General features: G+C 59.4%; 14 protein-coding genes. 12 read left to right on the forward strand and 2 right to left on the reverse strand.

Annotated features, from left to right (window positions below):
- Window positions 1–12: 12 nt before the first annotated feature.
- Window positions 13–1,872 carry a tetratricopeptide repeat protein gene (locus FS819_RS02190; RefSeq protein ID WP_156548496.1) on the reverse strand — a complete coding sequence of 620 codons (1,860 nt, stop codon included), beginning with the start codon at window positions 1,870–1,872 and terminating at the stop codon, window positions 13–15.
- A gap of 374 nt (window positions 1,873–2,246) precedes the next feature.
- Window positions 2,247–3,263: a polyprenyl synthetase family protein gene (locus tag FS819_RS02195; protein ID WP_070167587.1), complete on the reverse strand. Its 1,017-nt coding sequence runs from the start codon at window positions 3,261–3,263 to the stop codon at window positions 2,247–2,249.
- A gap of 326 nt (window positions 3,264–3,589) precedes the next feature.
- Between FS819_RS02195 and FS819_RS02200 the strand changes: the two genes are divergently transcribed.
- The 12 genes from FS819_RS02200 (at window position 3,590) to FS819_RS02255 (ending at window position 14,644) form a co-directional block, all read left to right on the forward strand.
- Window positions 3,590–3,820, forward strand: a complete 231-nt coding sequence (locus FS819_RS02200) for a putative signal transducing protein (RefSeq protein WP_071202502.1) — start codon at window positions 3,590–3,592, stop codon at window positions 3,818–3,820.
- A 21-nt stretch (window positions 3,821–3,841) separates the two neighbouring features.
- On the forward strand, window positions 3,842–4,645 hold the full coding sequence (locus tag FS819_RS02205) for a tRNA1(Val) (adenine(37)-N6)-methyltransferase (protein WP_156548494.1): 804 nt from the start codon (window positions 3,842–3,844) through the stop codon (window positions 4,643–4,645).
- 106 nt (window positions 4,646–4,751) lie between these two features.
- Complete coding sequence (locus FS819_RS02210; RefSeq protein WP_156548492.1) at window positions 4,752–5,618, forward strand: S49 family peptidase; 867 nt, start codon at window positions 4,752–4,754, stop codon at window positions 5,616–5,618.
- A 127-nt stretch (window positions 5,619–5,745) separates the two neighbouring features.
- A complete protein-coding gene (locus tag FS819_RS02215; protein ID WP_156548490.1) occupies window positions 5,746–5,934 on the forward strand; it encodes a hypothetical protein in 189 nt (62 codons plus the stop codon).
- Window positions 5,935–6,217: 283 nt separating this feature from the next.
- A complete protein-coding gene (locus FS819_RS02220) occupies window positions 6,218–7,426 on the forward strand; it encodes an HWE histidine kinase domain-containing protein (RefSeq protein ID WP_234889376.1) in 1,209 nt (402 codons plus the stop codon).
- Window positions 7,427–7,556: 130 nt separating this feature from the next.
- A complete protein-coding gene (locus FS819_RS02225) occupies window positions 7,557–8,489 on the forward strand; it encodes a glycine--tRNA ligase subunit alpha (protein ID WP_156537764.1) in 933 nt (310 codons plus the stop codon).
- 33 nt (window positions 8,490–8,522) lie between these two features.
- Window positions 8,523–9,263 (forward strand): DUF4328 domain-containing protein, encoded by a 741-nt coding sequence (locus FS819_RS02230; RefSeq protein ID WP_156548488.1) that lies wholly within the window; start codon window positions 8,523–8,525, stop codon window positions 9,261–9,263.
- A gap of 123 nt (window positions 9,264–9,386) precedes the next feature.
- The gene (locus FS819_RS02235; protein ID WP_156548486.1) at window positions 9,387–10,658 is read left to right on the forward strand and encodes a 3-phosphoshikimate 1-carboxyvinyltransferase; all 1,272 of its coding nucleotides are present in this window, start codon (window positions 9,387–9,389) and stop codon (window positions 10,656–10,658) included.
- 106 nt (window positions 10,659–10,764) lie between these two features.
- Window positions 10,765–13,257, forward strand: a complete 2,493-nt coding sequence (gene glyS / locus FS819_RS02240) for a glycine--tRNA ligase subunit beta (RefSeq protein ID WP_156548484.1) — start codon at window positions 10,765–10,767, stop codon at window positions 13,255–13,257.
- A 256-nt stretch (window positions 13,258–13,513) separates the two neighbouring features.
- Complete coding sequence (locus tag FS819_RS02245; protein WP_156548482.1) at window positions 13,514–13,753, forward strand: type II toxin-antitoxin system ParD family antitoxin; 240 nt, start codon at window positions 13,514–13,516, stop codon at window positions 13,751–13,753.
- Window positions 13,680–14,153 carry a type II toxin-antitoxin system RelE/ParE family toxin gene (locus FS819_RS02250; protein ID WP_197434182.1) on the forward strand — a complete coding sequence of 158 codons (474 nt, stop codon included), beginning with the start codon at window positions 13,680–13,682 and terminating at the stop codon, window positions 14,151–14,153. The genes FS819_RS02245 and FS819_RS02250 overlap by 74 nt, the downstream gene beginning before the upstream one ends.
- Window positions 14,150–14,644, forward strand: coding sequence for a 2-thiouracil desulfurase family protein (locus FS819_RS02255; RefSeq protein ID WP_156548480.1), 495 nt, complete (start codon window positions 14,150–14,152; stop codon window positions 14,642–14,644). The genes FS819_RS02250 and FS819_RS02255 overlap by 4 nt, the downstream gene beginning before the upstream one ends.
- Window positions 14,645–14,647: the final 3 nt, after the last annotated feature.

Here is a 14,647-nt window from a genome sequence, read left to right on the forward strand (position 1 = left end):
CATCGACGATGCCTAGGATTTCTTTTCAGGTTGGTCCGGGGTCTGCGGCGTGGGTGCGGGCGCCGGGGCGACCGGCGGCGTGACTTCGGCTGCCCCCGGCCCAGCAGGCAGGTCCGGCAGTCCCTTTTCCAGCTTTTCCTGCACCGTGGCGATCAGTTCCGGTTCCGGCTTGAACGCCAGGACCTGACGCCACTGGAAGGTGGCCTCCAGCTTGCGACCAACCCGCCAATAGGCGTCGCCCAGATGGTCGTTGATCGTCGCGTCGCCGGCCTTCAACTGCACTGCGCGCTCCAATTCCTCGACTGCCTCGTCATACCGGCCCAGCCGATAATAGGCCCAGCCAAGCGAGTCGACGATATAGCCATCATCAGGCTTCAGCTCGACGGCTTTCTTGATCATCTCCAGGCCCTCCTGGAGATTGCGGTTCATATCCACCCAGGAATAGCCGAGATAGTTGAGAACCTGCGGCTGCTGGGGGTTGAGCTCCAGCGCCTTTCGGAAGTTCGGCTCGGCCTGGTCCCATTTCTTCAGGCGTTCATAGGCAATGCCGCGCTGGAAAAACACCGGCCACTGGTTCTTTCCGGGGGCCGAACCAAGAATCTCCGCTGCCTTGTCGTAATTGGCGGCCATTTCGGTGTAGTCCTTGGCATCCGACAGCACGCTGCCATAGGCCAGATAGGAGCGGATATCCTGCGGATCGGAGGCGATCAGCGATTTCAGATGGGCCTTGGATTCCTCGACCTTGCCGGTTTCGGCAAGCGCCAGACCCAGCTGCATTTCGGAAATCCGCCGCATCGGCGATTCGGCCGGCACCTGCTTGTAGAAGGAAATGGCCAGATCAGTCTGCTTGTTGCCCTCGGCAATGCCACCCAGCATGATCAGCGTATCGGCACTGTCGGGATCGAGCGCCCGCGACAATTGCAGATAGAGCGCAACGGTGTCCTGGGTTCCCTGGCGGTTCAGGGCGCCACCGATCGAAAACAGCACTGAGGCTGCTCCTTCATCGGCGGTGGCCACCTGCGGCTTGGGAACCTCGCCCTTTTCGATCCGCTCGCGCATCGCCTTGAAGGGCGGATAATTGTTCAACACTTCGTCGCCAGCCGCCAGCGCATCGAGTGCTTTCTGCTTGTTGCCGGTCTTGGCTTCCAGCGTCGCCAGGGCCATGACAGCCCGCAGGAACGTGTCGGGTGCGGTCGCGCCGCCCTCGCGGTCGGTGATAACGCCGCTCAGATAGCTGCGGGCCTTGGTCTCGTCGCCAATGGCGGCAGCCATCACGCCCGCATTGTAGTTTTTGAAAATGCCGTACCAGTCCGGGCCTTTCATCTTGTCGAGATCGGCAAGGGCTTCCTTGCCACGCCCGGCGCCCATTTTCGCCCAAGCGGTCAGCAGCGCATTGGTCAGCCGGTCGAGATCGTTCGGCCCCTTATAGGCAAGGACTTTTTCCGCCGTGCGGTATTTTTTGCCTTTGATAGCCTCCAGACCGCGGACAATGGCGGTAATGCGCTCAACGGCCTGATCCTTGCGCAGCTCGTTGGCGTATTTCGCGCCTTCCTCGAAGCGGCCAGCCATCAGCAGCGACAGCATCAGGCTTTCGCGGATTTCCAGATCCTGCGGTTCGAAACGCAGCGCCTTCTCGTAAAGGGTCACGGCGGTCGTGAAATCGCGGTCGGTATTGGCCGTGCGGGCCGCCAGATACGCGCCGGACAGAGTATCGACCTCATCGAGATCGAAGCCATCGACCGGCTGTTTTGCCGTTTCTGCCGCCATCGCTACCGGCGGAGCCAGGAAGGACGGGAGGACGCCCCCGCTGAAGGACACCAGAAGCAGGAGCGCTGTGCCCGAGAGGAAGCGTGTGGCAAAGATCTGCCGCATGAAGAAGCCTTTCAACCAAGATCACCGGTCATTCGACCGGATCGGGCAACCAGGGTCACCGGCCATTCTGGCCGGATCGGAAAATTCAACATCAGGCCAGCGAATCAGAAGGCTGCGAGGCTCGCTGCCAGCCAGGTCGCTGAGACCGGAACATGATATGTAAGAGCCTTGCCCCCACGTGACCAGTCAATGTGATGGCAACAGAATGGCTTTTTTGCGTAAGTGACATAAAAACCTCCCGGAACGTGTTAGCGGCAATGGCTCCCGGTTTTCCGGAGGAACGTCGGAGCATTTCAGCGTTTCAAGAAAACCGGGTGTCTTTGGTGGATGTATTTCCAGATGCCAAACCGCAACATGGTCTGGCTGGAAATGTTTTAACTGACCCGTTCGATGCAGAAATCGATGACGTCCATCAAGGCATCTTTCCAGACGCCGTCAGGCACCGGCGCCAAGGCATCACGGGCGACGTCGCCATAGTGAATGGCCCGCGCCACCGTATCGGAAAGACCGTTATATTTGGTAATCAGCCCCATGGCCTTTTCCAGATTGGCATCGTCATGCCTGCCGCCTTCCAGCGCTTCGCGCCAGAAGCCCCGTTCGGTCTCGTTGCCGCGCCGGTAGGCGAGAATGACTGGCAGGGTGATCTTGCCCTCGCGGAAATCGTCTCCGGTATTCTTGCCGAGATCGGCGACCTTGCCGCCGTAATCCAGGGCGTCATCGACCAGCTGGAAGGCCAGGCCTAAATTCATGCCGTAGGATTTGAGCGCGTTGCGCGCACCTTTGTCCGTTCCGGCGACGATAGGACCGACTTCGGCGGCGGCGGCAAACAGCGCGGCTGTCTTGGCGCGAATGACGGCCTGATAATCGTCCTCGGTGGTTTCCATGTTCTTGGCGACCGAAAGCTGAAGCACTTCGCCCTCGGCAATCACCGAGGCCGCCGTTGACAAGACATCCAGCGCTTCCAGCGAGCCGACCTCGACCATCATCCGGAACGCCTGACCAAGCAGGAAATCGCCGACCAACACACTGGCCTGGTTGCCCCAGATCATCCGGGCGGTGGATTTGCCGCGCCTGAGGTCGCTCTCATCGACCACGTCGTCGTGCAGCAGCGTGGCAGTGTGCATGAATTCGACGCTGGTGGCGAGCTTGATATGGCCTTCGCCCTCATAGCCAAACATCGCGGCGGAGGCCAGCGTCAGCATTGGGCGCAGGCGCTTGCCACCAGAGGAAATCAGGTGATTGGCCACTTCCGGGATCATCTGGACATCGGAGCCTGCCTTTGACAGGATCAGTTGATTGACCCGCTCCATGCCGTTGCGGGTCAGGTCCACCAGAGGTTGCACCGAGGCCTGTTTGTTTTTCTTGTCACCAAGCGGTATCACTGCGCCCAACTGTCCGGACTCCTGTTTATTCCTGTATCAGGACTGCGATAGCGTGTGGATTAACACACCACAAGACCGCGTTGGCCCCTTATATCCAAGGCTCAATGTCATCTCAATCCCAACCGGGCCTAGCCCAACCGGATTTGGCCTAACCGGATCGGGCAATTGTCGTCGCTTCGACCCAACTTACGGTTTTTTTGCCTGACTGTCGCGTCATCAAGCGGTGTTTGCGCGAAAATTCGAGACATAATGCTGAAACAAACATAAAAAGCCGTTGGCGACCCGGCAAGAGCGGAATTTCTCTATCCCGCAGATTTGATAGGACTCATCATCGCATGCATGAACTCATTCGCACCAATGACGCCGTTTTACTGTCCTTTGCCCAGAGCCTGATGAAGGATGCCGGTATCGAGAGCCTGATTGCCGACCAGTCGATGAGCATTCTGGAAGGATCGCTCGGGCTTTTGCCGCGCCGTTTCCTGGTCGAGCCGGGCCGGGCAGAAGAAGCGCGGCGCATCCTGATCGATGCCGGTCTTGGCGCAGAATTGCGCGACGGCACGGCATAAGCGAGATCGGGACAGAAGCCCATGGCGTTTGAGGGGACTGCCTCCGATATCATCAACGAAACCGTCGATGCCTTTCATCGCGGCGGCTTTTTCCTCGTGCAACCAAAAGGCCGTGGTCATCGCGCTGGCATGGATGCCATGCTCTTGGCAGCGTTGGTGGGGGAGGGTGGCACGGTTGCAGATCTGGGCGCTGGCGCCGGTGGAGCGGGTTTGGCTGTTGCCTCGCGTCTTCCGATGGCCATGGTGACGCTGGTTGAGCGTTCCCCTGACATGTTGTCCTTTGCGCACAAGACCCTCGGTCTGGCCGAGAATGCCCATCTGGCGGCACGGGTTCGACTGATCGCGGCGGATGTAACGCTCACGGGTCGGGCGCGCCGGGCGGCGGGATTGCCGGATGACGCTTTCGACCATGTGATCATGAACCCGCCCTTCAATGACGGGCGTGATAGGACAACGCCTGACAGCCTGAAGGCCGAGGCCCATGCCATGGACGGGGATTTGTTTGAACGCTGGTTGCGCACCGCTGGTGCGATCATGAGGCCCGGCGGGCAATTGTCGCTGATTGCCCGACCGCAATCGGTGGCCGAGATCATCGCCGCCTGCGGCAAACGCTTTGGCGGCATCGAGATTACCCTCATCCATCCAAGGGAGGGCGAAAGTGCTATCCGCCTGCTGCTGACGGCGATTAAAGGCTCGCGCGCCCGGCTCACCTTCCGCAGCCCGCTGATCATGCATGGGCCTGAAGGTCATGCCTTCCTGCCGCAGGTCGATGCGCTCAACAATGGCCGAGGGGCCTATCCGAGGCTGGACATCAAGGCGGTCTGACAGGTCGTCGTGGCGGGGTCATCCGGCAAAAATCAGCCTTGCCATTGCGTTTACGCCTTCAGGACTTACATGACTGTTCGGTTTGATGCAGCAAAGGATGTGACGCATGGCGGGTCTATGGAAGCGGTGGGTGCCGAAGCGGTTTCGCAAGCAGGAAATCGTCATTCCGGTCGTGCGGCTGCATGGCGCGATCATGAGCGGCGGCAGCCGGTTTCGCCCGGCGCTGAACCTCGCCGCTGTCGCCCCGCTTCTTGAAAAAGCGTTCAAGTTGAAGGACAGCCCGGCTGTGGTGCTGTCGATCAATTCGCCGGGCGGATCGCCGGTGCAATCGCGGATGATCTATCAGCGCATTCGCACCCTGGCCGATGAACACAGCAAGACCGTGCTGGTGTTCGTGGAAGATGTGGCAGCCTCCGGCGGCTATATGATTGCCCTTGCCGGTGATGAAATCATTGCCGACCCGACCTCGATTGTCGGCTCGATCGGTGTCGTCTCTGGCGGTTTCGGCTTTCCAGACCTGCTGAAGAAGATCGGCGTCGAGCGGCGCGTTTATACGGCTGGCGAAAACAAGGTGATGCTCGATCCCTTTCAGCCGGAAAAGCAGAGCGATATCGACTATCTGAAGACCCTTCAGCTGGATATTCACGGTGTTTTCATCGATATGGTCAAGACGCGGCGCGGCATCCGGCTTAACGACAATCCGGAGCTGTTTTCCGGCCTGTTCTGGACCGGGCGCAAGGGTTTCGAGCTTGGTCTGGTCGATGGACTGGGCAGCATGCGCGAAGACATCAAGGCGCGCTACGGCAAGACGGCCCGGCTGGAATTGATCTCCGGGGCGCGCGGCTTGTTTGGGCGCCGTCTGCCGGGCGTTGATACGGCACTATCTGCTTCGTGCGATATCGGCAGCGCCGCCGCCGCCGGTCTTGTCGAGACGCTGGAAGACCGGGCGCTGTGGGCGCGCTACGGGCTTTAAGATATGCTTGATGTCATCTGGGTTTTGGCGAGAGCGGGGCTTTCGAAGATCTCGGCGACCTGATAAAAGAAGGTGATGTCCTCTCGGTTTTCCAGCGGGCAATGTGATCCGTGGGCGAGCAGGCAGCATGACGCGCATTCTCTTTTTTATCATTCTGATCGGTCTTGCCGTCTGGTATTACCGGCGCTGGACCGCATCGGTAGCGCAGCGTAAAACGGTGAATGCCCATCGCCGCAGCGGGCGCGAGAGCGATGCGATCACCACCCTGGTCAAGGACCCGAAGACTGGCGAATACCGGGTGAAGCAGGACGACTGATAGGCAGGGGCGTCTTCGGCCAAAGAATAGCCTGCCAAAACAAAGTGCTAAAAACAGCCCGGTTGTATCGCTTTGCTTGCATCCCGAGAAAATTATGATCTTATGAATGGGAACAAGCCGCCGTGAAACCTGTTTCATTGCGACAAACGGCATGACTGCCTGAGCACACCGTTCAGGACAGTAACAATGCACAAGCCTATAAACTGTTGCAGAGAGCCTGAATGCGCCCAAAGGGCGCTCAGTGCTGTGATTATATAACGTGATATTGGGAAGTTGGGGGATCTTGGCATTGTCTTTTCCGGAGGCGAAACAGGCTTGGCCATCCTCTCATGCATCAATCAGCACAGATGATTTCCTGGCCGGAGGCGGCAGGATTGGCGAGATGATCCGCCATTTCGACTGGGCGGCGACCTCGCTCGGTCCAATCAAGAGCTGGCCGCTATCGCTGAAAATCACCATGCGGATGGTGTTGGCCTCGCGCCAGCCTATGTGCTTCTGGTGGGGGCCGGATCTGCTGCAATTCTACAACGATGCCTATGAGCCGATCCTGGGCCTGCGCAAGGACAAGGCGCTGGGCAGGCCCTTTACCGAAATCTGGGCGGATGTCTGGGACGGGGTTTTGCCCTATGTGCGCAGTGCTCTTGCCGGCAAGGCGACATGGGAAGAAAATATGCCGCTGGTGATGACCCGCAACGGTTTTGCGGAGCAGACCTACTGGACCTTTTCCTATAGCCCGCTTTATGGCGACGATGGTGCTGTGCATGGGCTGCTGAACATCGTCACGGAGACGACGCAGGCCGTGCTTGACCGCCAGGCGCTGGAGACGAGCCATGAAGAAACCCGCCAGCATCTTCGCCAAAAAGAAGCATTCGAGCAGGAGTTGCGCCTGCTGAACGGCGAACTCGCGCATCGGGTGAAAAACATGCTGGCCATGGTGCAATCCATTGTCGGCCAGACCATGCGCGGCGCGCAATCCCTGCCGCAGGCGGCAAGTCTGGTTTCGGCCCGCATTCAGGCCTTGTCCAAGGCACAGGACCTGTTGACCGGCAAGAGCGTGGCCTCGGCGGATATTGCCGAAGTGGTCGAAAACGCCATCGACCCGCATAGGGACAGTCCAGAACGCTTCCTGATCACGGGACCTTTATCCATGCAGGCCTCGTCGCGCCAGGCGCTTGGTCTGTCGCTTGCCCTGCATGAACTTGCCACCAATGCCACGAAATATGGATCGCTATCGGTAACGGGCGGTCAGGTGCAGGTGGAATGGGGCAATCAGCAGGATGGCCGGTTCTTTCTGCGCTGGAGCGAACATGGCGGGCCACCCGTGTCTGAACCGGAGCGTCGCGGTTTCGGCTCCAAGCTGACCGAGCGGGTCGTGGCGGATCTATTTCGCGGCGAGGCGAAGATTGATTTTGCCTCCGATGGCGTGGTGTTTCTGCTGCGCGGGCAATTGGATCAGGTCGTGGGTACTGAGCGATCAAGGTCTGCCGAGTAGCGCGCTCGCAAGCGACGCCACTCTTGACCGCAAAGGCCGCACATGGCAGGTCAGACTGACCCTTTGATTTCGATGATAAATGCAGGTTCCCATGACGCTTCCTCTCGCTCCTTCGGCTTCCGCCCCGCATATGGACCCGAAGCGCTCCTTTCAGGCGCTGATCCTGACGCTGCACAATTACTGGGCCGACAAGGGCTGCGCCGTGCTGCAACCCTATGATATGGAAGTTGGCGCTGGTACATTTCACCCGGCAACGACGCTGCGCGCGCTTGGCCCCAAGCCTTGGAAGGCTGCTTATGTTCAGCCCTCGCGCCGTCCTTCCGATGGCCGCTATGGTGAAAATCCCAATCGCTTGCAGCATTACTACCAATATCAGGTGATCCTGAAACCGAACCCATCCAACCTGCAGGAGCTTTATCTCGGCTCGTTGAAGGCCATCGGCCTCGACCCGCTGCTGCATGACGTGCGCTTTGTGGAAGACGATTGGGAAAGCCCGACGCTGGGTGCCTGGGGTCTCGGCTGGGAATGCTGGTGCGACGGCATGGAGGTCTCGCAATTCACCTATTTCCAGCAGGTCTGCGGCATCGAGTGCTCGCCGGTGGCGGGCGAACTGACCTATGGTCTGGAGCGTCTGGCCATGTATGTGCAGGGCGTCGATAATGTCTATGACCTGAACTTCAATGGCCGCGACGGCGAGGAAAAGATCTCCTATGGCGATGTTTTCCTGCAAGCCGAGCAGGAATATTCCCGCCATAATTTCGAATATGCCAATACCGAAATGCTGCTGCGGCATTTTACCGATGCCGAGAAGGAATGTCAGGCGCTGCTGGATGCCGGTGCGCCGGGCGAAAGCGCCAATCAGGTGCTGCATAAATGCGTATTCCCGGCCTATGACCAATGCATCAAGGCAAGCCACGTCTTCAATCTGCTCGATGCGCGCGGGGTGATTTCTGTTACCGAGCGCCAGAGCTATATCCTGCGGGTGCGCACGCTGGCCAAGGCCTGCGGCGAGGCGTTTTTGCAGACCGATGCCGGTGGCGCGAATTTCGGCAAGGCCGCGTAAGAGCTTGGAAACGGCTGGGGAGAGGGCAAGGGCATGACGCTGGACACCCTTCTCCGGCGAATGACATGGATGCGGCGCGGCTGGCTGATTCTCGCAGCTCTCTGCGGGGTGTTTTATTTCATTCTGGTGCCGTTTTTTCTCTACACCGCCTGGGTTCAATATGTGGTGGCTGCCACCGGCTTTGCGACCTATACCGGCGTAACCAGCTGGCTGGCGCAGGGTGTTGGTCGCTGGGCGGCTTTCATCGAGATTGGCGCTTTCGTCTTTCGGGTTGCCAGCGCCTGTTTCTGGTTGGCCTGGCTGTGGTTTGCTGTTCACTTCGCCGCCCGTCTTTCACCCGATGCGCCGCCACGACTTGGCCCCTGGGTCTCGGTGATCTGCTGGTTCGTGCCGATCATCAAATATATATTTCCCCAGGTGGTGATGATGGAAATCGCCCGCATCACCATGCGCGATGACCACGCTCCGCCGGAAGGACAAGCGCCGGATCACGATCTGCCAGCTCTGAATGTTCGAGACTTGTACTGGCTCGTCCCATCCATTCTGGTCTGCAATCTGGTGAGCCTGACGGTGATGAATGTCGTATCGCAGGCTGTGGCCGACCGGTTGCAGTTCTCGGCCCATAGTCAACACATCCTGCATCTTGCCGCTGCCGGTGGTGTTGCGAGCCTGCTGTCGCTTTTGGCCATGGATGCCTATGCCCGTACGATGGCGAAAGCCCAGGAAACCCGGCTGGCACGGTTGTTCCTGGATCGCGATCTGCCTGAAGCTTGAAGGTTGGCACATTGAAGATTGCAATGGAAACGGCGGCGCGCTACTTGCATAAGCCCTTAAGCCGGAAACGATTTAAGGAATTATGCAGCAGGCAAAAGCCCGGTTAAACCCACGGACATGCTCATGACCCTTACCGCCCAGACCGCCGACGCCCTCACCATCCTGCCGCCCGCAAAGCCGCTAACCGGCCATGTCAGCCCGCCCGGCTCGAAGTCGATCACCAACCGTGTGCTGCTATTGGCGGGTCTGGCCAATGGCACCAGCCGGTTGACCGGCGCGCTGAAAAGCGATGACACCCGCTATATGGCGGATGCGCTGAGGGCCATGGGCGTCACCGTTGAGGAGCCGGATGAGACCAGTTTTGTCGTGACCGGCACAGGCCTGTGGCGCGCCCCTGAGGAGGCATTGTTTCTGGGCAATGCCGGGACGGCGACCCGCTTCCTGACGGCGGCGGTGGCGCTGGCCAATGGCCGATTCACCATCGACGGCGACGAGCATATGCGCAAACGGCCGATCCAGCCGCTGGTCGATGCGCTGCAATCTCTGGGCGTGGCGATTGCCGCCCCAAGCGGCTGCCCGCCGGTTGCCATTGATGCCAAGGGCGCGTTTACCAAAAACCGGGTGGTGATCGATGCCGGTCTCTCCAGCCAATATGTCTCAGCGCTGCTGATGGCCGCGCCGATGGCGGGCGCGGCATTCGAGGTGGAACTGGCCGGCAGTGAGATCGGCGCGCGCGGCTATATCGACCTGACACTTGCGGCCATGCGCGCCTTCGGCGCCCGCATTGAGCAACCGTCCGAAACCATCTGGCGGGTCGAGCCGACCGGCTACAAGGCAAGCGATTTCCACATCGAGCCGGATGCCTCCGCCGCCACCTATCTCTGGGCTGCGGAAGTGCTGACCGGTGGCAAGGTCGATATCGGCACGCCAGCCGGGCAGTTTACCCAGCCCGATGCCAAGGCCCATGCGGTGATTTCCGCTTTCCCGCAGATGCCCGAGGTGATCGACGGCAGCCAGATGCAGGACGCCATTCCGACCATTGCCGTGCTGGCGGCCTTTAACCAAACGCCGGTGCGTTTCGTCGGCATCGCCAATCTGCGCGTCAAGGAATGCGACCGTATCCGGGCGCTCTCGACCGGCCTCAACGCCATCCGCCCCGGCCTTGCCACGGAAGAGGGCGACGACCTGATCATCTCCGCCGACCCGGCGCTGGCTGGACAGACCTTACCCGCGAAGATCGACACATTTGCCGATCACCGAATCGCCATGAGCTTTGCGCTGGCGGGCCTGAAAATCTCCGGCATCACCATTCTTGATCCCGGCTGCGTGGCGAAAACCTATCCCGGCTATTGGGACGCGCTGGCGATGCTTGGGATGGAGTATCAGCGCGACTGATCCGCTTACAATGGCAGTTTGCCATTGTAAGCCCCCTCACAATTTTGCTAGCAGGGTCTACCTGTAAAACCACTGGCCTCGTCCTGTTGAGGCAAGGAAAAGACACATGCCCGATCTTCTGCTTGAACTTCGCTCCGAGGAAATCCCCGCCCGCATGCAGCGCAAGGCGGCGGGTGATCTGAAAAAGCTGGTCACCGATGCACTTGTCGATGCGGGCCTGACCTATGAGGGTGCGCGCGAATACTGGACGCCGCGCCGGTTGGTGCTGGACATTCGCGGCCTGACGGCCCGGTCCGCCGATGTGAAGGAAGAGCGCAAGGGACCAAGCGTCTCGGCGCCGGAAAAGGCCATCGAGGGCTTTTTGCGCGGCGCGGGGCTTGCCTCCATCGATCAGGCCGTGGTCAAGACCGATCCCAAGAAGGGCGATTTCTACGTCGCGATGATCGACAAGCCGGGCCGGTCAGCCGAAGAGATCATCACTGAGGTGATGCCGGGCATTATCCGCAGTTTTCCGTGGCCGAAGTCCATGCGATCAGGTGCGGCTTCCATGCCAAAGGGTTCACGCTATGGCGGCATCGAGGGCAAGGGGTCGGAAAGCCTGCGCTGGGTGCGGCCGCTGCAATCCATTCTCTGTACCTTCGGTTCCGAGCATGACGAAGTGGCTATCATTCCCTTCGACATCGACGGGATCACCGCCTCCAACGTGACCTATGGCCACCGTTTCCACGCGCCGGATGCCATTACCGTGCGGCGCTTCGACGATTATGTGTCGAGCCTGGAAAAGGCCAAGGTGATCCTTGATGCCGAGCGGCGCAAGGACATCATCCTGCACGACGCCCGCGATATCGCCTTTGCCAACGGGCTGGACCTGGTGGAAGACGAGGGTCTGCTGGAAGAAGTGTCCGGCCTGGTGGAATATCCGCAGGTCCTGCTGGGTACGTTTGAGGCCGATTACCTGTCGATCCCCTCGGAAATCATCCGGCTGACCATCAAGACCAACCAGAAATGCTTCGTCACCCGGCCAATTGGCGAGAGTGAAAAGCTCTCCAACCACTTCATCCTGATCTCCAACATCGCCGCCCATGATGGCGGCGCGGAAATCATCCATGGCAATGGCAAGGTGGTTCGCGCCCGCCTGTCCGATGCCCTGCATTTCTGGAAGCGTGACCAGGGCAATCTGCCGGATCTGGAAACGCTTGAAGCCTCTGCCGCAAAATTCGGCCTCGACCTGAAAAAACCGCTCGACCAGCGGATGGCCAAGCTGGATGCGCTGAACGTGACCTTCCATGCCAAGCTCGGAAGCCAAGGCGAGCGGGTCGCCCGTATCCGGGCGCTGGCCAAGGTTCTGGCTCCGATTGTGGGTGCTGACGAAGCACTGGTTGATCGCGCCGTGGTGCTGGCCAAGGCCGATCTGCGCACCGAAGCCGTCGGCGAGTTCCCGGAACTACAAGGCCTGATGGGCCGCAAATATGCGACGCTTCAGGGCGAACCGGAAAGCGTCGCTGCGGCCATCGAGGATCATTACAAGCCACAAGGCCCATCGGATCGCCTGCCGGAAGACAAGGTGGCGATCACGGTGGCGCTGGCCGACAAGCTGGATACTCTTACAGGGTTTTGGGCGATTGACGAGAAGCCGACAGGGTCTAAGGACCCGTTTGCACTGCGGCGGGCTGCGCTGGGTGTGGTGCGGATTATCCTTGAAGGTGGAGTTCGTCTCAATGCATCTTCTGCTTTCAAAGTCGCCCAAGAACAAATCTTTGCACGGGTAATTTCGGAAAGTATTGTGGTTCCAATTGGTTCTAGTACGCTTATTGATGATTTAAAGTCTTCTAAAGACTACGATTTTGCGGACATGAATCCATTTTCCCTTATTCCGGGGCATGCCTTTATGACGAATATGATGGGAAATTATCCATCATTTTCTTCGCAGCGTGCCGACCTCCTCTCCTTCTTCCACGACCGTCTGAAAGTCTACCTCCGCGACCAAGGCGCTCGTCACGACATCATAGACGCTGTGCTCGCCGCCCCCTCATCCGGCCCTGCGGGCCACCTTCTCCCCGCTGGGGAGAAGAGGGAGCTTGGCGATGCGGTGTCGGCCTCCTCTCCCCAGCGGGGAGAGGGGAGTGCGGCTGTCCGGCAAGGTCATGCAGCGCAGGGTGAGGGGGCTTTCTCTGCCGCCGACGATCTCCTCATGGTCGCCCGCCGTGCCGAAGCACTCACCGCTTTCATCACCTCCGAAGACGGCAGGAACCTGTTGGCTGGCACCAAGCGCGCCACGCAGCTGCTGGCAGCGGAGGAAAAGAAGGGGACGGTGGTGGCCGATGGCGTGTCCGAGGCGCTGCTGACACTCGACGCCGAAAAGGCGCTTTATGCTGCCATCACCCAGGCGACCCAATCCGCAGCCGAGGCCGTGGCTAAGGAAGATTTCCGCTCCGCCATGCAGGCACTGTCCACCCTGCGTGCGCCAGTGGATAAGTTCTTCGAGGATGTGCTGGTCAATGACGAAGACGCCGCCATCCGCGCCAATCGTCTGGCGCTGTTGAAAGCGATCCGCGAGGCAACCGGCACGGTGGCGGATTTCTCCAAAATCACCGGGTAATACCAAGAGTCATTGAAAATGACTCTTGGTATTCCTTTTTCGAATAGTTCAAGCCTTTGATGCATTTGAGATATTCGAAACATCTTCAAGGTGAGGATGCGTTAGCATCTTCGAGCCTTGGTATAAGGTCGCCGGATGATACGATGGTCGGGTCGGGCATATTGGCCTGCCCCGCCTGTCATTGCGCAAAATGCGCGATGAGCTTATATTTATCTGGTCGCGTTGGTGTTAGGCGCATGCGTTCTGAGGCAGATGGATGACGAAACCGGTAGACATTGCCATCAGCGACCAATTCGCTCCCTTCATCGACCGGCAGGTTGAAAGCGGTCGTTACGGTTCGCCACGTGAAGTGGTTGAAGCCGGTATGCGTTTATTGGAGCAAGAGCAGCGCAAGCTGAACACCCTCCGTCAGGCGTTGACGGATGGGGAAAACAGCGGACCTGCCCGCAAAATCGACAGGCAATCCTTCATCAACGATCTGCGCAGCGGCCTTTAAACCCGTGGGTGAGTACCGGCTTCGCCCTGCCGCAGAGCAGGATCTTCGTGAAATCTGGTCCTATGGAACTGAACGCTGGTCACATGACCAGGCTGAGCGCTATCTCAACCTCCTCTTCGACAAGTTTGAGGAAATCGCGGCATTCCCCGATTCCGTGAGGATGTGTCTTGGATCAAAAAGGATTATCGTCGGCGTAGAGTGGGTGTTCACTTGGTTTTCTATCGAAAACTGGACCTTGCCATTATCGATATCATCCGTGTTCTTCATGAACGCATGGATGTGGAACGCCAGCTTGATTAAAGCATCGTGCAGAAAACCGGAATCAGCACGATGCTCTCAGTTTTTGTTTACGCATCGGACCGAAAACCGGTTCCCACTTTTCGGTCCGATGCTCTCATGATCGATAAAATCCTGATCAGCGCCTGCCTCATGGGTCGCCCGGTACGCTACGATGGCAAGGGCAAGCCTCTGCATCATCCTGCTATTGCTCGCTGGGAAGGCCAGGGGCGGCTGGTGGTGTTTTGCCCGGAACAGGCCGGTGGCCTGCCGACCCCGCGTCCACCAGCGGAAATCGAGCGGGGTGGCACCGGCGCAGATGTGCTGCATGGCCGCGCCCGGGTGCTGGAAGTGACCGGCGGCGACGTCACCGCAGAGTTCATCGCCGGTGGCCGTAAGGCCGTGGATTTGGCCCTGGAACAGGGCTGTCGCTACGCGCTGCTGATCGATGGCAGCCCGTCCTGCGGCTCCGGCTTTATCTATGACGGCTCGTTTTCAGGCACCCGTCATCCGGGTTTTGGCGTGACAGCGGCCCTGTTGAAACAGGCGGGTGTTGCAGTGTTTTCAGATAGGGAGATCGACGCGCTGGAGGCCGCGCTTTCAAGCGGCTCTTAATAG

The organism is Allorhizobium sp. Av2 (genome assembly GCF_021462805.2).
Lineage (GTDB): Bacteria > Pseudomonadota > Alphaproteobacteria > Rhizobiales > Rhizobiaceae > Allorhizobium > Allorhizobium vitis_G.

Excerpts from the sequence above, each read along its gene's own strand:
- FS819_RS02190 (WP_156548496.1), bottom strand. The coding sequence starts at position 1,872 with ATGCGGCAGATCTTTGCCACACGCTTCCTCTCGGGCACAGCGCTCCTG.
- FS819_RS02200 (WP_071202502.1), top strand. The coding sequence starts at position 3,590 with ATGCATGAACTCATTCGCACCAATGACGCCGTTTTACTGTCCTTTGCC.
- FS819_RS02205 (WP_156548494.1), top strand. The coding sequence starts at position 3,842 with ATGGCGTTTGAGGGGACTGCCTCCGATATCATCAACGAAACCGTCGAT.
- FS819_RS02210 (WP_156548492.1), top strand. The coding sequence starts at position 4,752 with ATGGCGGGTCTATGGAAGCGGTGGGTGCCGAAGCGGTTTCGCAAGCAG.
- FS819_RS02215 (WP_156548490.1), top strand. The coding sequence starts at position 5,746 with ATGACGCGCATTCTCTTTTTTATCATTCTGATCGGTCTTGCCGTCTGG.
- FS819_RS02225 (WP_156537764.1), top strand. The coding sequence starts at position 7,557 with ATGGACCCGAAGCGCTCCTTTCAGGCGCTGATCCTGACGCTGCACAAT.
- FS819_RS02230 (WP_156548488.1), top strand. The coding sequence starts at position 8,523 with ATGACGCTGGACACCCTTCTCCGGCGAATGACATGGATGCGGCGCGGC.
- FS819_RS02235 (WP_156548486.1), top strand. The coding sequence starts at position 9,387 with ATGACCCTTACCGCCCAGACCGCCGACGCCCTCACCATCCTGCCGCCC.
- glyS (WP_156548484.1), top strand. The coding sequence starts at position 10,765 with ATGCCCGATCTTCTGCTTGAACTTCGCTCCGAGGAAATCCCCGCCCGC.
- FS819_RS02245 (WP_156548482.1), top strand. The coding sequence starts at position 13,514 with ATGACGAAACCGGTAGACATTGCCATCAGCGACCAATTCGCTCCCTTC.
- FS819_RS02250 (WP_197434182.1), top strand. The coding sequence starts at position 13,680 with ATGGGGAAAACAGCGGACCTGCCCGCAAAATCGACAGGCAATCCTTCA.
- FS819_RS02255 (WP_156548480.1), top strand. The coding sequence starts at position 14,150 with ATGATCGATAAAATCCTGATCAGCGCCTGCCTCATGGGTCGCCCGGTA.